Origin of the sequence: Calditerrivibrio sp., from assembly GCA_026415135.1 — a bacterium.
Classification (GTDB): Bacteria; Chrysiogenota; Deferribacteres; order Deferribacterales; family Calditerrivibrionaceae; genus Calditerrivibrio.
Genome location: JAOAHS010000021.1, coordinates 18,672 through 37,536 on the forward strand (window position 1 = coordinate 18,672; position 18,865 = coordinate 37,536).

18 protein-coding genes and 1 tRNA gene are annotated in these 18,865 nt (G+C 36.2%); 16 read left to right on the top strand and 3 right to left on the bottom strand.

Features of this window, described 5'->3' with window-relative positions:
• Window positions 1-35: 35 nt before the first annotated feature.
• From N3C60_03680 to N3C60_03705, 6 genes are read left to right on the top strand one after another with little or no spacing between them, the layout of a single operon-like run.
• Window positions 36-1,127 (top strand): M20 family metallopeptidase, encoded by a 1,092-nt coding sequence (locus N3C60_03680; GenBank protein MCX8084003.1) that lies wholly within the window; start codon window positions 36-38, stop codon window positions 1,125-1,127.
• On the top strand, window positions 1,120-2,217 hold the full coding sequence (gene dprA, locus N3C60_03685) for a DNA-processing protein DprA (protein MCX8084004.1): 1,098 nt from the start codon (window positions 1,120-1,122) through the stop codon (window positions 2,215-2,217). Before N3C60_03680 ends, dprA begins: the two co-directional genes overlap by 8 nt.
• Before the next feature lie 9 nt (window positions 2,218-2,226).
• Window positions 2,227-2,640: a DUF494 domain-containing protein gene (locus N3C60_03690; protein ID MCX8084005.1), complete on the top strand. Its 414-nt coding sequence runs from the start codon at window positions 2,227-2,229 to the stop codon at window positions 2,638-2,640.
• 12 nt (window positions 2,641-2,652) lie between these two features.
• On the top strand, window positions 2,653-5,004 hold the full coding sequence (topA, locus tag N3C60_03695) for a type I DNA topoisomerase (GenBank protein MCX8084006.1): 2,352 nt from the start codon (window positions 2,653-2,655) through the stop codon (window positions 5,002-5,004).
• Window positions 4,979-6,295, top strand: coding sequence for a methylenetetrahydrofolate--tRNA-(uracil(54)-C(5))-methyltransferase (FADH(2)-oxidizing) TrmFO (gene trmFO, locus N3C60_03700; protein ID MCX8084007.1), 1,317 nt, complete (start codon window positions 4,979-4,981; stop codon window positions 6,293-6,295). The genes topA and trmFO overlap by 26 nt, the downstream gene beginning before the upstream one ends.
• Complete coding sequence (locus N3C60_03705; protein MCX8084008.1) at window positions 6,286-7,188, top strand: tyrosine recombinase XerC; 903 nt, start codon at window positions 6,286-6,288, stop codon at window positions 7,186-7,188. Before trmFO ends, N3C60_03705 begins: the two co-directional genes overlap by 10 nt.
• A gap of 7 nt (window positions 7,189-7,195) precedes the next feature.
• On the opposite strand, the gene N3C60_03710 is transcribed toward N3C60_03705, so the two are convergent.
• Window positions 7,196-8,293: an RtcB family protein gene (locus N3C60_03710; protein ID MCX8084009.1), complete on the bottom strand. Its 1,098-nt coding sequence runs from the start codon at window positions 8,291-8,293 to the stop codon at window positions 7,196-7,198.
• 74 nt (window positions 8,294-8,367) lie between these two features.
• Here N3C60_03710 and N3C60_03715 point away from each other — a divergent pair, with 74 nt between their 5' ends.
• Together N3C60_03715 and N3C60_03720 are read left to right on the top strand one after the other, a co-directional pair.
• Entirely contained in the window at window positions 8,368-8,778 is a 411-nt protein-coding gene (locus N3C60_03715; protein ID MCX8084010.1) for a DUF3617 domain-containing protein, read from the top strand.
• A gap of 96 nt (window positions 8,779-8,874) precedes the next feature.
• A tRNA-Gly gene (locus N3C60_03720) sits at window positions 8,875-8,947 on the top strand.
• Window positions 8,948-8,956: 9 nt separating this feature from the next.
• On the opposite strand, the gene N3C60_03725 is transcribed toward N3C60_03720, so the two are convergent.
• Complete coding sequence (locus tag N3C60_03725) at window positions 8,957-10,576, bottom strand: methyl-accepting chemotaxis protein (GenBank protein MCX8084011.1); 1,620 nt, start codon at window positions 10,574-10,576, stop codon at window positions 8,957-8,959.
• 16 nt (window positions 10,577-10,592) lie between these two features.
• Window positions 10,593-11,489: an ADP-ribosyl-[dinitrogen reductase] hydrolase gene (draG, locus tag N3C60_03730; protein ID MCX8084012.1), complete on the bottom strand. Its 897-nt coding sequence runs from the start codon at window positions 11,487-11,489 to the stop codon at window positions 10,593-10,595.
• 36 nt (window positions 11,490-11,525) lie between these two features.
• On the opposite strand from draG, the gene N3C60_03735 reads away from it, so the two are divergent.
• The 8 genes from N3C60_03735 to N3C60_03770 all read left to right on the top strand — a co-directional run bounded on the left by N3C60_03735 (window position 11,526) and on the right by N3C60_03770 (window position 18,860).
• Window positions 11,526-12,320 carry an NAD(+)--dinitrogen-reductase ADP-D-ribosyltransferase gene (locus N3C60_03735; protein ID MCX8084013.1) on the top strand — a complete coding sequence of 265 codons (795 nt, stop codon included), beginning with the start codon at window positions 11,526-11,528 and terminating at the stop codon, window positions 12,318-12,320.
• 150 nt (window positions 12,321-12,470) lie between these two features.
• Complete coding sequence (gene nifH / locus N3C60_03740; GenBank protein ID MCX8084014.1) at window positions 12,471-13,340, top strand: nitrogenase iron protein; 870 nt, start codon at window positions 12,471-12,473, stop codon at window positions 13,338-13,340.
• Between the two features lie 39 nt (window positions 13,341-13,379).
• Window positions 13,380-14,816, top strand: a complete 1,437-nt coding sequence (nifD, locus tag N3C60_03745; protein MCX8084015.1) for a nitrogenase molybdenum-iron protein alpha chain — start codon at window positions 13,380-13,382, stop codon at window positions 14,814-14,816.
• A gap of 10 nt (window positions 14,817-14,826) precedes the next feature.
• A complete protein-coding gene (gene nifK / locus N3C60_03750) occupies window positions 14,827-16,338 on the top strand; it encodes a nitrogenase molybdenum-iron protein subunit beta (GenBank protein MCX8084016.1) in 1,512 nt (503 codons plus the stop codon).
• A gap of 45 nt (window positions 16,339-16,383) precedes the next feature.
• Window positions 16,384-16,587 (top strand): putative nitrogen fixation protein NifT, encoded by a 204-nt coding sequence (gene nifT / locus N3C60_03755; protein MCX8084017.1) that lies wholly within the window; start codon window positions 16,384-16,386, stop codon window positions 16,585-16,587.
• A gap of 65 nt (window positions 16,588-16,652) precedes the next feature.
• Window positions 16,653-17,339: a molybdate ABC transporter substrate-binding protein gene (modA, locus tag N3C60_03760; GenBank protein MCX8084018.1), complete on the top strand. Its 687-nt coding sequence runs from the start codon at window positions 16,653-16,655 to the stop codon at window positions 17,337-17,339.
• Between the two features lie 9 nt (window positions 17,340-17,348).
• Window positions 17,349-18,023: a molybdate ABC transporter permease subunit gene (modB, locus tag N3C60_03765; GenBank protein ID MCX8084019.1), complete on the top strand. Its 675-nt coding sequence runs from the start codon at window positions 17,349-17,351 to the stop codon at window positions 18,021-18,023.
• A 3-nt stretch (window positions 18,024-18,026) separates the two neighbouring features.
• Window positions 18,027-18,860 (top strand): ATP-binding cassette domain-containing protein, encoded by an 834-nt coding sequence (locus tag N3C60_03770; protein MCX8084020.1) that lies wholly within the window; start codon window positions 18,027-18,029, stop codon window positions 18,858-18,860.
• The last annotated feature ends 5 nt before the right edge of the window (window positions 18,861-18,865 follow it).

Sequence of the window (18,865 nt, forward strand, 5' to 3'; positions counted from 1 at the left end):
TTTCAGGAATCTAACATAATTTTTAGAGTGTGTAAATGATATCGGTGGATATAGCTGATTATAAAACCTTCGAAGAGATAACATCTTTAGCTGAGCCATCTTTAAAGGAATACAAAACAACCGACTATATTGAACATTACATAAAAAACCTTAATATTAAAGACTATAAAAGGTTAGAAACAGGACTTTTTGGTACCATCAATGTCGGCTCTCAAAAAACAACAGCCATCAGAGCAGACATAGACGCCTTGCCATGTGGTGATGGCACATTTAAACACCTTTGTGGGCATAACCTACATACAACCGCATTACTCATAACTCTGCGACTCATTACCCAAAACAAAACAAGACCAAAATCCAATCTAAGATTTATCTTTCAGCCAGCTGAGGAAATCATATCTGGTGCTAATATCATGATAAACGCTGGATGTATGGATGGAGTAGATGAGATTTATGCCCTTCATGTTGATCCAGAAACCGAATTTGCTGTTGCTGGTTTGAAAAATGGTGCCGTTATGGCAGGCTCATCCCACTTTAACATAAACTTACACGCAAGAGGAACGCATGCAGCTTATCCCCATAAGGGTGACGATATAATAGTCGCTCTCACTAGCCTCATACAAAATGCCCAAACAATAGTTTCAAGAAAAATAAACCCAATAATACCTTCTGTCTTATCCTTTGGAAAAATCAGGGCTGGTAGTGCAGCAAACATCCTTCCAGAATTTGCAGAAATCTCTGGAACATTTAGGTACATAGATGAACCCACTAAAGAAAAAATAATATTTGAATTAGAAACCCTCTTATCTTCAATCAAATTATTCTATGGTATAAACTATACTTTGGACATATCCCAAGGCACTCACCCTGTAATAAACTCTAAGGAACTGATTGAAAAAACAATTACAATCTTTCAGAAAAAAGGTATACCCTATTCTGAGAATACTCCCCTTTCTATGGGGGGTGAAGACTTTTGTTTTTACTCCAAATATGCCCCATCCCTTTTCATCAGATTAGGGATCAAAAAAGAAGGTATTTATCCATTACATAATCCAAACTTCGTAGTACCTAAAGATATTCTCGAAAAAGCAGTAAATCTATGGAAAGCGATTATAGAAGATGAGTAGAGAAGATCTTATTGCCACATACTTGTCATTGTCAAACATAAAAGGGATCTCCAATATATCTATAAATAACATATACAGAACGTTAGGCTCTTTAAAAAATATCTTCAAGATCGATCCCAAGTATCTTCAAGAAGCTGGTTTATCACAACCTCAAATCGAATCTATCCAAAAGCGCTCCTTTGATGAAAAATATGTATCAAGAGAATTAGAACTCATAAAAAGATACAAAATCGATATACTACTATTGGAGGATGAACATTATCCAGAACTATTGAAAAACATACCTGATCCCCCTGCACTACTTTATATATATGGTGACAAATCGGTACTAAAAAAGCCATCCATCGCAATAGTTGGCTCAAGGGAGTCCTCAATAAAAGGTAAGTCATTTGCTAAAAAGCTTTCCAGAGATTTAGCAGAAATTGGCTTTAACATAGTTAGTGGCTTTGCTTCTGGTATAGATATAAGCGCCCATTTAGGTGCTATGGAAAAGGGTTTTACCACAGCCGTGTTTGGCAATGGTTTATTAAAAATCTACCCATCCTATCACAAGAAATACATACCAGAATTTTATAAAAAAGGTTGTATAGTATCCGAATTCCCATTAGAGGAGTTGCCTGGTCCCCATAATTTCCCTAAAAGAAATAGAATAATCAGTGGTTTATCACTGGGTGTCGTTGTGGTAGAGGCTGCAGAGAAAAGCGGATCATTTATCACAGCCAAGCTTGCCATTGAATATCAAAGGGATCTTTTTGCAGTACCAGCATGGCCAGAAGATCAAAACAGAGGAACAAACAAGCTGATAAAGGAAGGTGCCAAGCTTGTGGAAAACTATTTCGACATAGTAGAAGAGTATTCAAATTTATTTACCATATCAAAAGATATTGACAAAAACAATTATAATACTATTATAAACACGAATGAAAAATTTACAGATATTATTAACATACTCAAACAAAAACCAGCAACAATTGATGAGATCTGCATGCTATCGGGTAAAACTGCTTCAGAGGTACTACAGATACTTACAGAAATGGAGTTAAACGATCTCATCATTATTACAGGCGACGGAAGATATACATTAAATTAGGAGGAAAGTATGGACAAGATATTTATAGCACTAAATATAATTATTGATTACATAGATAGTTCAAAAAAGATTGATGAGGTGGAGCTTACAGATAAGCTTGTCAGTTTTGGTTTTGGAGATCACGAGATAAGACAAGCGATGTCTATCTTTGATATCAAAAGTTATGATGGGGTCCCTTACTATAGGTCTTTTACCAAAAAAGAGTTATCAAAACTCTCTCCAGAAACAATGCTCTTCATTCAAAAATTATATCTTTATGGAGTACTTGAACCAGAAATAATTGAAGAAAGCATAGATAGAGCATCTGATACTAACACCCAAAAAATCTCCCTTGAAACATACAAAAACATACTTCTCTTCACCCTGATGGATTCCAGAAACCTTTATGTGGAACATATAGAAAACGATGAGGATTTCTCTTAAAACGAGAAAACTATGTCAAAAAATTTAGTCATTGTCGAATCCCCCTCAAAAGCAAAAACTATAGAGAAATATTTAGGCAAGGATTTTAAAGTAGCTGCCTCGATGGGGCACATTAAAGACCTTCCTGAAAAAGAGATCGGCATAGACATAGAAAACAATTTTAAACCCCAATACAAGCTTCTCAAAGGCAAAAAAAAGATAGTGGATGAAATAAAGAAATTAGCCCAAGAATCAAAAGCCGTGTTTCTGGCCCCAGACCCCGACCGTGAGGGTGAAGCCATCGCATGGCATATAGCAGAAGAGATAAAGAATAAAAATAGCAACATATATAGGGTCTCATTCAATGAAATAACAGAAAAGGGTATTAAAGAGGGGATAAAAAATCCCACACAGATAAACATACAACGGGTCAATGCCCAGCAATCAAGGAGAATACTGGATAGGCTCGTTGGTTATCAGGTGAGCCCTCTTCTCTGGAAGCCTATAAAATATGGACTTTCTGCTGGTAGGGTGCAAACTGTAGCCTTAAGACTCATCGTTGAAAGGGAAGAGGAGATTGAAAAGTTTGTCCCCAAAGAGTATTGGGTCATAAATGGCTTCTTTAAAATATCAGATTATGAGATCAAAAGTAAGTTAGAAAAGATCGATGGGAAAAAAATAGATCTATCAAACGAACAGGAAGTCTTAAATATCCTAAAACACCTCGAAGGTAAAGAGGGGACAGTAGCAAAAGTTGAAAAAAAAGAAACCAAACAGGCTCCTTACCCACCCTTTATAACATCTACTCTACAACAAGAGGCTATAAGAAAGTTAGGTTTTACCGCAAAAAAGACCATGATGATAGCTCAACAGTTATACGAAGGTGTCGAGATAGGTTCACAGGGTCCCACAGGTCTAATCACCTATATGAGGACTGACTCTACCCGCATATCTGAGGTAGCAAGAAAAGATGCTATAGAATATATACAAAAAAATTTCGGCAAAGAGTACACTGCAACCTCTTCCAGATCACAGAAAAGTAAGAATTCTAATATCCAAGATGCCCACGAAGCAATAAGACCCACAAACATCTTCCTCACCCCTGACGAGGTAAAACCATATCTCAATAATGATCAGTATAAACTTTACAAACTCATCTGGGAAAGGTTTATTGCTTCCCAAATGTCCGATGCAATCTATGAAAAAACCATGATAGATATCGATGTGGATAAATACACCTTCAGAGCTAATGGGAAGGTACTAATTTTTCCTGGCTTTATGAAATTATACAACGAATCCTCCGAAGAGAATGATGAAGAAGATCTCCAAACATTACCCCCAGTAAACAATTCAGATTTAGCCAAACCCCTTAGATACGAACCAAAACAGCACTTTACCACACCCCCTCCAAGATATTCAGAGGCAAGTTTGGTGAAAACATTAGAACAAAAAGGTATCGGACGACCAAGTACCTATGCAACCATCATCTCCACCATTGTGGAGAGAGGCTATGTGGAACTCAAAGAAAAACGTTTTTACCCCACGGAACTCGGTAGGTTTGTAGCAAAACTCCTCATAGAGAACTTTGAGCATATTTTTGAAGTGGGTTTTACCGCTGAGATGGAAAAAAAATTGGACGAAATAGAGGAGGGGAAACTTGACTGGCTCGATCTTTTAAATGAGTTTTATCAGTCATTTAAACAAGAATTAAAAAAGGCTGATGAGAATTTCATTGCAAATCTTAGTACGGAAATAAATTGCCCAAAATGCAAAAAACATAATTTGAATATAAAATTTGGTAAAAATGGTTTCTTTTTAGCTTGTGCTGGCTATCCTGAATGCGACTTTACATCCAACTTTACTAGAGATGAAAACGGACGTATAATCTTAAAAGAGAGTATTGGGCAGCTCGAGGAAACAGACATCGTCTGTGAGAAATGTGGATCCAAAATGGTAGTAAAACGATCCAAATTTGGAGAAATTCTAACCTGTCCAAAATATCCAGAGTGTAAAAATCTCAAAAATTTTCTAAGGGATAAAAATGGTAAAATAATTGTCATAGAACAAGGAACACCTTTGGAAGAAAAATGCCCAGAATGCCACGGGGATCTTCAACTTAAAAAAGGTAAAAATGGTCTTTTCATAGGGTGCAAGAACTATCCAGAATGCTCTTTCACAGCAAATTTTACATTAGACGGTAATGGCAAAATAGTGATCAAAGCAAAACCCATAGTAGAAGAATTTGATTGCAATAAATGTGGTTCTAAAATGGTTCTCAGGAAATCAAAAAGAGGTATGTTTTTCGCTTGTTCTGCCTATCCAACATGTAAAAACACAGTATCAGCTATAAAAAAAGAAGATGGTACCATTACCCCAAAAAGTTGATTATGTAACAATCATAGGTGGTGGTCTTGCTGGATCAGAAGCAGCATACCAGTTGGCATCAAGGGGAATAAAAGTTCGTCTTTATGAAATGCGCCCCCTTAAGCAAACAGAAGCCCACCAAACAGGATTATTAGCTGAACTGCTCTGTTCAAACTCATTAAAATCTATGGACTTGGAAAACGCCAGTGGACTACTCAAAAAAGAGTTGGAGCTCATGGGAAGCCTATTGATAAAAATAGCTTTAGAAACAAAGGTCCCCTCAGGTAATGCACTTGCTGTTGATAGAGAGCTTTTTGCCCGCAAAATCACAGATATTTTATCAAGTCATCCAAATATCGAAATTATCAGACAGGAAGTCCTTCATTTACCAGAAGAGAGACCACTTGTAATTGCCACAGGTCCCCTCACGTCAGACAGTTTTTCTAAAGCTCTACAGGATCTTACAGGGGATCAACTCTATTTCTTTGACGCCATATCACCCATTGTGGATGCCGACACAATAGATTATAGTAAAACATTTTTTAAAAGTCGCTATGGTAAAGGTGAAGACGACTATCTGAACTGCCCTATGACCAAAGAACAGTATCAGACATTTTTCGATGCTCTGATAAATGCTGAAAAGGTAGAGTTCAAAGAATTTGAAAGGATAAAATTTTATGAAAACTGTATCCCTATAGAAGAATTAGCAAGGAGAGGATCTAAAACACTGCTGTTTGGGCCCATGAGACCTGTAGGCCTTGAGCACCCTGTGACTAAAGAGAAGTATTACGCTGTGGTACAACTAAGAAAAGAAAATTTAACTGGTACAGCTTACAACATTGTGGGATTTCAGACAAAGATGAAATTCCCCGAACAAAAAAGGGTCTTTCGCCTCATACCAGGCCTTGAGAATGCTGAGTTTCTTAGATATGGCTCTATACACAAAAACACCTATATAAACTCACCCAAGTTATTGACAAATAACTATAGACTAAAAGATGAGAATATCTATTTTGCTGGACAGATTTCTGGAGTAGAAGGTTACGTGGAATCCATCGCTAGCGGTCTTACAGTTGCTTTAGATATTTTTTGCAGACTAAAGGGGATGGATATGACATTCCCAGTGGATACAGCGCTGTTTTCCCTTCAAGAATATGTTAAGTCTTCCGATCCAAAAAACTTTTCTCCATCAAACTTCCATTTTGGTATGCTCTCAAATATAGCAATCAAAGATAAAAAGCTCAAAAAACAGTTCCAATCAGAACGAGCAATAAACAAAATCAGAGATTTGGCGAAAAAATTATGTATCTAAACGAAGCCATAGACAGCTTTTCAAATTTTCTAAAAATAGAAAAAAATGCAAGCAATCACACCATCAGATCCTATATGAATGATCTAATAGAACTACTTAATTTTTTAGAAAATGACAAAATAACAGTCATAGACATAGACTATTTTTCACTTAGGACTTATGTAACTCAACTGTACGAAAAAAAACTATCCAAAACCACCATAGAAAGGAAGATCTCAACGATAAAATCCTTTTTTAAGTTTCTCATCCAAAAGGGGATTTTAGAAGAAAACCCGGCAAGAATGTTAAAATTTCCTAAGAAAGAAAAAAAGCTCTTTAAAGTCTTCAATATAGATGACCTTTTTAATCTTTTAGAGATACCTGATAAGTCAACAATAATGGGGATGAGGGATGCCCTTTTGATGGAACTTATGTACGGAACAGGTGTAAGGGTTTCTGAACTTGTAGGGATAGAAATAGATGATATAGACTTTGTTGGGATGAGACTCAGGATAAGAGGTAAAGGGAAAAAAGAGAGGATGATACCACTGGCAGATTTTCATATCAGTTTTCTTAAAAAGTACCTTACTCTAAGAGATGAAATAGCCTCAAAAAGAGAAGTAAAAACGAATAAGATATTTATAAACAAATATGGTACAACATTGACAGATAGGAGTGTAAGAAGGATAGTAGAAAAATACCTCAAAATAGCTGGACTTCCCCTTGACTTTTCACCCCACTCCTTTCGCCACTCTTTTGCTACACACATGCTCGAAGGAGGTGCTGATCTGAGAACAATTCAAACACTTTTAGGTCACTCCTCCCTTTCCACAACACAAAAATATACCCATCTAAATCTTTCTGATATTCTAAAGATCTATGATCAAACCCATCCTTTTGCAAAGATGAAATAGCTTTTATCTATTCTGCTGCTTTAAAATTGTATATAGGTGTAAGCTTTTTAACTATATCCACGGTCTCACCGATATACCTTATAATTTCATCTGGTGACTTATAGGCCTGAGGGGCCTCATCCAATGTCCATTTATTCACAGTAGTAGTGTAAATACCCTTCATCACCTTTTTAAAATCCTCAAGGGAGATCACCTCACGGGCCTTATTTCTGGACATTATCCTACCAGCTCCATGAGGAGCAGAAAAATTCCAATGGGGGTTACCTTTACCCACACATATCAGAGAACCATCCTTCATATTCATAGGTATTAATAATCTCTCCCCAGCCTCAGCCGATACAGCACCTTTTCTTAGAATCTTTTTCTCCAGATCTATATAGTTATGTATTGTGTGGAAGCTATCATAGATATCAAACCCCAGTTGGTGAGCCAATACCTCAGCCATAGCTTCTCTGTTTATCTTTGCATACCTCTGCATAATCCTCATATCATGAAGATAATCCTCCATCTCTTCCCCTTCTAAATACTCCAAGCCATTGGGAACTTTGATCCCCTTCTTTTTACATATCTTCTTTGCAAGATTCTGATAATATTCAGCCACCTGTTTCCCCAGATGCCTACTACCTGAATGTATTATAAGATAGGAACCATCACTTTTAGATAATTCGATGAAATGATTACCTCCACCAAGCGTCCCAATGCTTAAATACCCCCGATTCAAATCCACATGTTTGGCACACCTTAATCTATCAATATCTATCTCCTCAGCTCTTAGATGTGCTTTTTTCCTAACAGCTTTTCCACTGGGGATGTTTTTATTTATAGCTTCATCCAACCTTTCCAGATCTTTAATGTCGGAAATCTCAAGCAAATACATACCACAGCCTATATCCACCCCCACAAGATTTGGCACAATTTTATCAGATATAGTCATAGTGGTCCCAATTACACAACCAGCACCAGCATGACAATCTGGCATTATCTTTATTTTAGCATTTTTTGCTATTACACTATTACAAAGATCTTTAACCTGTGATAAAGTGGTATCATCCACATTATCTGTTAGTATGTCGGCATGTCCAAAATCACCTTTTACTCTTAACATAATACACCAAATTTTATTGTTTTTTTCTTAATATATATTAAACTGAAATATCTGCAAATGAAAAGGAGGACTTCATGTTAAAGCATATTCTTTTTTTAATTACCATGTTTCTCATTACAACCCCCGTTTATTCAGCTTCTCCAAATATCAAAGAGGGGCTTTGGGAAGTCAGTTCAAAAATAGGTGTACCAGGCATGAATCTCCCAGAAACAAAATTTAACCAATGCCTAAAAAAAGAGAACTATGTTCCAACAGAACCAAGCACCAATAAAGAAAAACAAAACTGCAAAACCTACGATATCTCTGTAAAAGGGAACACTGTCTACTGGAAGTTCGAATGCAAAACTGATGGAATAACCACAAAAGGTAAAGGTGAAATAACCTACAAAGGGGATACATTTGAAGGGAAAACAACCATTAGCCAACCGGGTATGGAAATGACCCAGATCATGAAAGGGAAATGGATTGGCCCTTGCCCAAAATAAAACACGTATAACACATTGATAAAAATGCAAGACTTTCTTAACACAAAAAAATATGTTGACTTTTCATGGAAAATTATGTATCAAATCCATCCCCAAGCGGGTGTAGCTCAGCTGGTAGAGCGCGACCTTGCCAAGGTTGAGGTCACGGGTTCGAGTCCCGCCACCCGCTCTCTTTTATCTATCCCAAAACAAACCTTTTCGATATATTTGTAAAACTATTAGAAATATCTTCAAGCGCCTTTATTATATTTAAAACCTCGTCCGATACACTCTTGATGTTATCCGACTTCTCCACCAGGATTGCCACTTCATTAGTTATCTCAGATGAAGCTGTTCTCATCTGATCTAAAGATACAGCAACTTGAGATATATTTTCTTTTAGCATCGACATCTCCTGTACAATACTTCTTAATGAAACGATAGCATTATTTGAAAGTTCGACACCTGTATTAACCTTATTAACACTATTATTGATCTTAATCATGAAATTATCTATCTCTTTTTTGATATCTTTTATCATTTTATCAATTTCTGTTGTAGAGCTTCTCGTTTTCTCAGCTAATTTTCTCACCTCATCAGCAACTACTGCAAACCCCCTACCATTTTCACCCGCCCTTGCTGCCTCTATAGCTGCATTAAGAGCTAACAAATTGGTTTGTTCTGCTATATCCCTTATAACATTGGAGATATCCTCAATCTGTTTCGATTTATTTTCAAGATGTTGAACAGATTTAGAAAGATCTTCTATGACAGTTGCAATAAATTTTACTTCATCCATTGTCTTCTCAACTATTTTTTTACCATCTGCAGATATGTTTAAAGTGTTTTGGGAATAACTGTTTATATCTTTAGCATTTATGGCTATTGCCTGTATCGTCTGATTCATCTCATCCGCATTTGACGACAGTTGGTTTACTAAGTCGTTTTGTTCTGTTATAATCTCATTGCTTTGTTTTATAAGTGAAACAACATTATCGGAAGTAGTATTTAAAATCAGAGATGAAGACTTAAGATTGGAAATGATCTCGTGTAAGCTTTTTTTCATATTCATTAGCTCATAAACTATCAATAATATCTCGTTATTGACATTATACTTAGCTTCTTTTGTCAAATCACCTTTTGTCATAGACTGCATAAAATTTCGAACCTCATCAATACCCCTATAAATATTTTTTATCGTCGGAAAGATCATAAAAGCAATAATAAAAATAGATATTACCAGTAAAATGGAATTAACAAACATCGACCTCTTATAAACATTGTCAAAGGATATTATTCTAGCATCAGCAAAACTGTTCCCAAGACTAACAGTTTTTTCCACAGCACTTCTATGTTTTTGATAATATCCATGAAGTTCTTTAAAAATTTCGTTCATACCATTTATATCATTCTTTTTAAACAAAGGTAGAAACTTACTAAAATAATCATGCCAAAACTTATCCGCATATACCCTTTGCTCTCCTAACAAACTATTCTTCAAGCCCATATCAATGGTGCTTTTTTCCCAATATTGAACCCTTGAGTCGTAATCTTTCTTTAGTTCCTCCATCTTTTTAATATAGTTTTGTTCTGTTTGTCCGAAATCCTTCATAAGAGTTACTATTAAAAAAGGCTCCACAATATATAATGGCGGTGGCAGAATATCTGCAATTAAATCTTTCCCTTCGCTTAAGAGATCTTTTTGTTTTTTCAGTAAATAACTAGAATGATAAATACCACCTACAAGAAAGATAATGATCAAAGATACTATGATCATGTTAAAAAAAAGAGACCTACTTTTAAGCTTTTTACATAACATAAGCACCTCCCTTCACTTAACTTAATATTAACATATTTTTTTCACTATCTCCACCCACAAGTAAAATAGTTTGTAAACTGATTAAACTTAGTAGTTGTTTATTTATCTTCTTCACCCATCTCTTAGGGATAGCATCCACACCGTAAGTTGCCCCAGCTAACGCGCCAGTAAGTGCTCCAATTGTATCAGCATCGCCACCGTTATTTACAGTTGAGATCAATGTATCTTCAAAACCGTTTCCATCAAAGTAAAAATGTAAAACAGAACGTAGGGTATCCACAACATACCCAGAATTTTCCCCCTTATACCTGCTAAAACTAAAGACATGATGTTTTTTTATGCAATCAGAGGCTACTTTTAATGCAGATAGTTTGTCACCGGATAGAAGCAATTCATTCAAAACATGACAATAGATGCCAATGGCCGTATCTGAGAGTTGATTGTTATGGGTTATTCTCGATTGGTCCTGTGCCATTTCGATTGCAACATTCACATCACCTTTTGAATAGATAATAAGAGGCAACACACGCATCAATCCTCCATTGCCAGCAGAGTACTCATCCACATTAGCATAAAGAATCTTTTTTTTCATATATCTTAAAATACCCAGCCTTGTGGAATTCCCTATATCTACAGGTTTGCTCTTCATCCACTCAACAAAAGACTCAGCAGCAGCTACAGTATCATATCCACCTGCATACAATATCGAATTGCCAAGAGCCAAACAAAGCCCTGTATCATCAGTAACTTCCCCAGGCTTAAGATTAAGCCATCCACCACCAACTATATCCCTTAAAACACCATACTTAGATCTTATTTCATTTGGTGTCATAAACTCAGTGGTAGCACCGAATGCATCCCCTATAGCAAAACCGATATACGCTGCAATAGCTCTATTTAAAAAATTTTTCATTGACTCATCTATTTTTTGTAATAATATCTAATTATTATGAATATATTGCAAAATTACTGCCACTCCAAAAACAAGGTTAATCTCCCATCATACCTCATCGCCTGTAAAGAGTATAACAATTTTATAGACATCGACTCAGAACTTAAAATTGATGGTGTCATAGAATACCATAGAGATCTGTTCAATAGAATATTGGAATGCGAGTCTTTACATGAATCTGCTGAAATATTTGACAGGTACATGAAAGAACTCTTTCACCTAAATGAGAAAATAAAAAATAAGCCGGTAAATAGTTACATAAAGATCCTAAGGGGGTGGTTGTTTGACTCAAATAGACCAGAAGGAGCAGTATTAAAAGGATGGGTAGAATCAAGATTTGGCCTGATACCCACATTTCACAAAGGTAAAATAACCTCTTTGGACTGTGAAAACTATCTAAGATACCTTCAAGAAAGAATGAAATCAGAAGTTTCATCAAACCTCATAGATCATCAGTTTGACCTCCTTTATACCTACACCCAATATTGTATAAAAAATTTCTTCAGAAAATATATCCCTTACATAACACTTTATAGAGGTGTAAATAAAATTGAGGAATACGAAATATTAGAAAAGAAAAACAATAGCTATACCCTTTTGATAAATAATATATCATCTTTTTCTTTATCAAGAGAAATTGCCGAAACCTTCGGTGATTTTATAATTGAAATAAAAGTTCCTTTCACTAAAATAGTTTTTTTTCAAGATGTATTACCCATATTAAAGTTTTCGGGTGAAATGGAAATAATAGTCATTGGCGGTATCTACAACGCTAAAATCTCATATTTCTGAATTTATCCATTTTGTAACATTTCTTACAATACATTATCCCAATTTATAACAAAACATAGAAAGCATAAATTTAACATATTGACAAACAATAACTTTTGCATCGATGGCACGGATATTGTTGTTTATTGTTTTATAAAAAGGAGGTTTTTTATGGGAAAACTCAGACAGATAGCTTTTTATGGAAAAGGTGGTATAGGCAAATCCACCACAAGCCAAAACACAGTGGCTGCTATGGCCGAAATGGGTAAAAAAGTAATGATAGTTGGTTGTGACCCAAAAGCAGATTCCACAAGATTGATACTTCACACCAAAGCACAGGCAACAATAATGGAACTTGCAGCTGAAGCCGGTTCTGTCGAAGATCTCGAGTTGGATGATGTATTAAAAACGGGTTTCTTAGGTATTAAGTGTGTTGAAGCTGGAGGTCCTGAGCCCGGCGTGGGTTGCGCTGGAAGAGGCGTTATCACTGCTATAAACTTTCTTGAAGAAGAAGGTGCCTACGAAGACGATCTGGATTTTGTTTCCTATGACGTCTTAGGTGATGTCGTATGTGGTGGATTCGCAATGCCTATACGAGAAGGTAAAGCCCAAGAGATCTACATCGTAACATCAGGTGAAATGATGGCAATGTACGCTGCAAACAACATTTCGAGGGGTATATTAAAGTATGCAAATTCTGGTGGAGTCAGATTAGGTGGTCTCATCTGTAATGAAAGAAAAACTGATAGAGAAAGGGAATTGGTTACAGAATTAGCTAAAAGACTTTCAACCCAGATGATCCATTTTGTGCCAAGGGATAATATTGTTCAGCATGCAGAGTTGAGAAGAATGACTGTTGTTGAGTATGATCCGAGCAGTAAACAAGCTGATGAGTACAGAACACTGGCCAATAAAATAATAAACAACAAACTGTTTGTAATACCCACACCTGTCACAATGTCTGAGCTTGAAGATCTGCTCATAGAATATGGTATCATAAAAGAGGACACATCTAACATAGGTGTAGCAAAATCTGCTTAAAGGGAGTCTCTACTCCCTTACCTATGAACAGGAGGATATATGGAACGTTCAAAAGAAGATTTAAAACTACTCGTAGAGGATCTCTTGTCTGAATATCCAGATAAAGCAAAAAAGACAAGGGAAAAACATATAGCTATAGTTGACAAAGATGAAACAAGTTGTTCGATAAAATCGAATAGAAAGAGTGTTCCTGGCGTTATGACGATAAGAGGTTGTGCTTATGCTGGATCCAAAGGGGTTGTTTGGGGCCCCATAAAGGACATGGTACATATAAGCCATGGACCAGTAGGCTGTGGCCAATACTCTTGGGGAACAAGAAGAAATTACTACAACGGAATCACAGGTATAAACAGTTTCGGTGTAATGCATATTACATCAGATTTTCAAGAAAAGGATATCGTATTTGGTGGTGATAAAAAACTTGAAAAACTAATCGACGAAATCGAAGAGATGTTCCCCCTTAACAGAGGTATAACCATCCAGTCAGAATGTCCCATAGGGCTTATTGGGGACGATATAGAAGCTGTTGCCAGAAAAAAATCTGCCGAAATAGGAAAGCCTATAGTACCTGTTAGGTGTGAAGGTTTTAGGGGTGTGAGTCAATCACTTGGACACCATATAGCTAACGATGCAATCAGAGATTGGATATATGAAAAGGATATAAATGGTGTAGAGGTACCTGACTCCCCATACAATATTGCTCTGATGGGAGATTACAATATTGGTGGTGACGCATGGAGTTCCAGAAAGATCCTCGAAGACATGGGGCTAAATGTTATTTCCCAATCCACCGGTGATTGTACCCTCAGTGAATTAGCTAATATCAGAAAGGCTAAGTTAGTACTTTTACACTGTTATCGCTCTATGAACTATATTGCAAGATATCTCGAAGAAAAATTTTCAGTTCCCTGGCTTGAGTTTAACTTTTTCGGTCCCACTCAAATCTACAAAAGCATGAGAAAAATAGCTCAACATTTTGATGAAAAGATACAAAAAAGGACAGAAGAATTGATAAACGACGTTTACAAACCACACATGGACAAGATTATAGCCAGATACAAAAAGAGACTTGAAGGTAAAAAAGTGGTTTTATATGTCGGTGGGTTACGACCAAGACATATAATGCCAGCTTTCCAGGATCTGGGTATGGAGGTTGTTCTTACAGGGTACGAATTTGCCCACAACGACGATTACCAAAGAACAATAGAATATCTGGATGGAACAACTGTAATCGTTGATGATATGACCGAATACGAACTTGAAAAGATAATAGAAAAATTAAAACCAGACCTTTTCGGCTCAGGTATAAAGGAAAAATATCAAGTTCAAAAAGCTGGAATCCCCTTCAGGCAGATGCACTCATGGGACTATTCAGGGCCATATCATGGTATAGATGGGTTTGAGATCTTTGCAAAAGATGTGGATATGGCGGTAAATGGTTATATCTGGAAAAAACTTTCACCGCCGTGGAGCTAAAGGAGGAACTATGAAAAACTGTGCCGAAACATGTAGCTCATCGATGTTTAAATGCGATAGCTATATAAAAACATTTGAAACAAAGAGGATATATGAAAATCCTCATGATGAAGAAACTATAAACAAGGTACTTGAATATACCAAGACTGAAGAGTATAAAGAAAAGAACTTTCAAAGAGAAGCCCTTGTCATAAATCCTCTTAAAGCATGTCAACCACTTGGTGCTTTTTATGCAGCCATAGGCTTTAAAGACACTCTTCCATACTTGCATGGTTCTCAAGGTTGTGCTGCTTACTTTAGATCTCATTTCTCCAGACATTTTAAAGAGCCTTTCCCTGCAGTTTCCGACTCAATGACAGAAGATGCAGCCGTCTTCGGCGGTCACAACAATATGTATGAAGGGCTGAAAAATGCCTATACCCTATACAAACCTAAAAATATCGCCATCTGTACTTCATGTATGGCAGAGGTTATTGGTGATGATATAGATGCTTTTGTAAACAATGCCAGAAAAAACGGTGATATCCCTGAGGATCTACCTGTAGTTACTGCCCATACACCTTCCTTTGTGGGATCCCATATCACAGGATATGACAATATGCTCTACTCCTTCGTCCGCACTTTTGGAATGGAGGGTATAAAAGAACACGATGGTATAAACCTCTTTTTGGGATTCGATACTTATATCGGTAATTTTGATGAGATAAAAAGGATAGCCAAAGCTTTTGACATTAAAATTACTATTATAAGCGATCCTTCAGATATGCTAAATTCACCTACCGATGGTAAGTACACAATGTACAGGGGTGGTACTGCTTTAAGCGATCTAAAAAAAGCTCCCGGGGCAAGAGGTTCCATATTCCTTCAAAAATACTCCATGACCAAAACCATTGAACATGTGAAAAATCAATGGGGTCAGAGAACAAAAGTGATAAACCCCATAGGCCTTGAAGGTACAGATGAATTCATCAAAGCCCTTTCAGAGATATCAGGGAAACCTGTCCCAGACTCCATAAAGACAGAAAGGGGTCAATTAGTAGATGCTATAGCTGATTCTTACTATCATGTACACGGTAAAACCTTTGCAATAAACGGTGATCCTGACCTCGCAGTGGGAGTGACTAAGTTCATTCTCGAATTGGGTGGTATCCCCAAGATCGTATTGGTAACAAACGCCACTAAAAAATTTGAAAAAGAGATCAAACAGCTTTTTACACAGTTCAATGTAGAAGACGAATGTGAAGTGTTTACTGGCAAAGATATGTGGCACTTAAGATCACTGCTTTTCTCAGATCCAGTGGACTATATAATCGGAAATACTTTTGCAAAGCTTCTTACCAGAGATACAGGCATACCATCAATCAGAATAGGTTTTCCCATTTTCGACAGACACCATTTGCACCGGTACCCAATCATTGGATACAAAGGGGGACTAAATCTTTTAACATGGATTGTAAACAAGATATTAGATGATCTGGATGAAAAAACTAAAGATTTACCAAACTATGATATAGTTAGATAAGGGGGAGAACAATCTCCCCTTTAAAAGAATAATGAGGTGATTACTATGAAAGTAACAATAAATAAAAAGTCTGATGGTCTTTATGCGTATGTTGCCAAAAAGGATCTGGAGTCAAAGATAGTTGATATAAAACAAGATGGAGCCTTTGGTGGAGTTTTTACATTGGAAAACGGCTGGAAGCTTTATATCGAACCACAGGATGAATTACCAAAACTCCCCAAAACCTTTGATGCAAAAAAGCTTGAGTAAGAAGGGTCTTCAATATGAAAAAAAACATAATATTCATTATAATTTTTAGTTTGCTATCGACTTCTATGTTATATGGTGACGAGCTCAGTATCTATTGTGCTGTTGGCGTTAAACCTGTGGTCGATGAAATAATTGAACATTTTAAAAAACAAACCAATACAAAGATAACTGTTTCTTATGGCAGTTCAGGGAAGGGATTTGCCCAGCTGGAACATGGAGCCAGATACGATATCTTCATATCTGCCGATATCTACTATCCAAAAATGATGATTGAAAAAGGTCTATCTTCAAACAATTATATTATTTATGGTCGAGGGAAACTTGCTCTCATATACTCAGATCAGTTCTTAAAAAACAAGAAACCCGATTTCAATCTCTTAAAAGAGGCAAATAAAGTGGCTATAGCAAACCCTAAAGTGGCCCCCTATGGTAAATCTGCCTTACAAGTACTCATGAAATATGGATTTAGCGACATTGTAAACAGCCGTTTGGTATATGGTGAAAATCTATCAAATGTATTATCCTACTTAGAAAAAGGGTTTGTAGATGCTGCATTCTTAAGTTATTCCATCGTTATTCAAAACGAACAACTCAAATCCCGCAGTATTATAATTAGTGAAAACGACCACGAACCATTGGAACACGCCCTCATAATAACAAAATATGGGGAAACAAATCAATCCGCAAAAGAGTTTGTAAACTTTTTCACAAGTAAACAGGGTAAAGAAATAATAAAAAAATATGGTCTTTAAAGGGTATATATGTTTGATGGTATGTTTTTAAACACAATGTTTTTGACACTAAAATTAGCTTTACTAACGACAATCATACTACTTTTTATCTCTATACCGATCGTTTATGTTCTACTATTTAAAAGAAGCAATCTAACCTCCCTTTATGAAACCATATTGACGATGCCGATAGTTTTACCCCCGTCGGTGATCGGATTTTATATACTTATCATCTTTAGCCCGAAAAGCACCATTGGAAACTTTCTTGTGGAAAACTTCGATTTTACCTTTGCATTTACCTTTGAAGGGATAGTGCTGGCCTCTGTCATATTTTCCATACCATTTATGGTAAACCCCATTTTCAATGCAGCAAAAAATGTACCCCAAAACCTTATTGAAGCATCTTATTCACTGGGCAAAAGCCAATGGACAACGTACATCCGTGTAGTTCTACCGAATGTAAAAGGGAATATTTTAGCTGCATCTGCCATAACTTTTGCCCACGTAATCGGTGAATTTGGAATAGTGTTTATTGTAGGCGGCAACATCCCAAATGAGACAAAAGTTGCCAGTATTGCCATCTATGAAGAATTAGAAACACTAAACTACGGTATGGCCCATAAATATTCAATTACCATATTTAGCTTATCATTCCTAATGCTATTAATAGTCTATCTCATGAATAAAAGGTTAAACAGGAGCTAACAGATGTTACGCCTTTTCTGTAAAAAGAAGTTATCAGGTTTTGATGGAACTTTTACACTTGATATAAACCTAACCATAGAAAAGAATCAATTTCTATCTATCACAGGTCAAAGTGGCGCGGGTAAAACTTCTATTCTTAGGATCATAGCAGGGTTTATGCAACCTGATGAAGGATACATAGAATTTGATAATGAGGTATGGTTTGACAGCAAAAAAGGTATCAATGTACCTGCTCAAAAAAGGAAAATAGGTTACCTTTTTCAGGATTATGCACTTTTCCCAAATATGACGGTATTTGAACAACTTAAATTTGCCATGGGAAAAGAATACAAAAAAGAAACCATCGAGTATTTTTTAAATATTTTTAACTTACATAATCTCAAACATAACTACCCAAACACCCTCAGTGGAGGACAAAAACAGCGTGTAGCCCTAATAAGGTCTATATTGAAAAACCCAAAAATACTACTTTTGGATGAACCTTTCTCAGCCCTTGACAACGAAACCAAAGAGATTATCCAAGATGAAATAAAAAAAATTCATAAACAGCTAAACCTCACATCTATTCTCGTTTCCCACAATGATAACGACACCTACAAATTGGCTAGCCGTGTTCTGGAAATCCACAAGGGTAAGATAACAAAGGACCAGACCATCTCTAATGACATCAAACAATACACAGAACAAGGTGTACTTGTAGAATCAACAGTACTTTCAAAAAATAACAATTACTATATCATTCATATAAAAAACTTATTCTTAAAAGTACCAGAAAACCTCCTATTAAATTATAAAGACAACACAAAACCGAGATTACACATCAGATTTCATTCTTGAGAAAT

What these genes read in the sequence shown, in the direction of transcription:
- N3C60_03770 (MCX8084020.1), top strand. Translation starts at nt 18,027, where the DNA reads ATGTTACGCCTTTTCTGTAAAAAGAAGTTATCAGGTTTTGATGGAACT.
- dprA (MCX8084004.1), top strand. Translation starts at nt 1,120, where the DNA reads ATGAGTAGAGAAGATCTTATTGCCACATACTTGTCATTGTCAAACATA.
- N3C60_03710 (MCX8084009.1), bottom strand. Translation starts at nt 8,293, where the DNA reads ATGTTAAGAGTAAAAGGTGATTTTGGACATGCCGACATACTAACAGAT.
- nifK (MCX8084016.1), top strand. Translation starts at nt 14,827, where the DNA reads ATGAAAAACTGTGCCGAAACATGTAGCTCATCGATGTTTAAATGCGAT.
- N3C60_03680 (MCX8084003.1), top strand. Translation starts at nt 36, where the DNA reads ATGATATCGGTGGATATAGCTGATTATAAAACCTTCGAAGAGATAACA.
- modA (MCX8084018.1), top strand. Translation starts at nt 16,653, where the DNA reads ATGTTATATGGTGACGAGCTCAGTATCTATTGTGCTGTTGGCGTTAAA.
- draG (MCX8084012.1), bottom strand. Translation starts at nt 11,489, where the DNA reads ATGAAAAATTTTTTAAATAGAGCTATTGCAGCGTATATCGGTTTTGCT.
- topA (MCX8084006.1), top strand. Translation starts at nt 2,653, where the DNA reads ATGTCAAAAAATTTAGTCATTGTCGAATCCCCCTCAAAAGCAAAAACT.
- N3C60_03690 (MCX8084005.1), top strand. Translation starts at nt 2,227, where the DNA reads ATGGACAAGATATTTATAGCACTAAATATAATTATTGATTACATAGAT.
- modB (MCX8084019.1), top strand. Translation starts at nt 17,349, where the DNA reads ATGTTTGATGGTATGTTTTTAAACACAATGTTTTTGACACTAAAATTA.
- nifT (MCX8084017.1), top strand. Translation starts at nt 16,384, where the DNA reads ATGAAAGTAACAATAAATAAAAAGTCTGATGGTCTTTATGCGTATGTT.
- N3C60_03705 (MCX8084008.1), top strand. Translation starts at nt 6,286, where the DNA reads ATGTATCTAAACGAAGCCATAGACAGCTTTTCAAATTTTCTAAAAATA.
- trmFO (MCX8084007.1), top strand. Translation starts at nt 4,979, where the DNA reads ATGGTACCATTACCCCAAAAAGTTGATTATGTAACAATCATAGGTGGT.
- N3C60_03725 (MCX8084011.1), bottom strand. Translation starts at nt 10,576, where the DNA reads ATGTTATGTAAAAAGCTTAAAAGTAGGTCTCTTTTTTTTAACATGATC.
- nifH (MCX8084014.1), top strand. Translation starts at nt 12,471, where the DNA reads ATGGGAAAACTCAGACAGATAGCTTTTTATGGAAAAGGTGGTATAGGC.
- N3C60_03735 (MCX8084013.1), top strand. Translation starts at nt 11,526, where the DNA reads ATGAATATATTGCAAAATTACTGCCACTCCAAAAACAAGGTTAATCTC.
- N3C60_03715 (MCX8084010.1), top strand. Translation starts at nt 8,368, where the DNA reads ATGTTAAAGCATATTCTTTTTTTAATTACCATGTTTCTCATTACAACC.
- nifD (MCX8084015.1), top strand. Translation starts at nt 13,380, where the DNA reads ATGGAACGTTCAAAAGAAGATTTAAAACTACTCGTAGAGGATCTCTTG.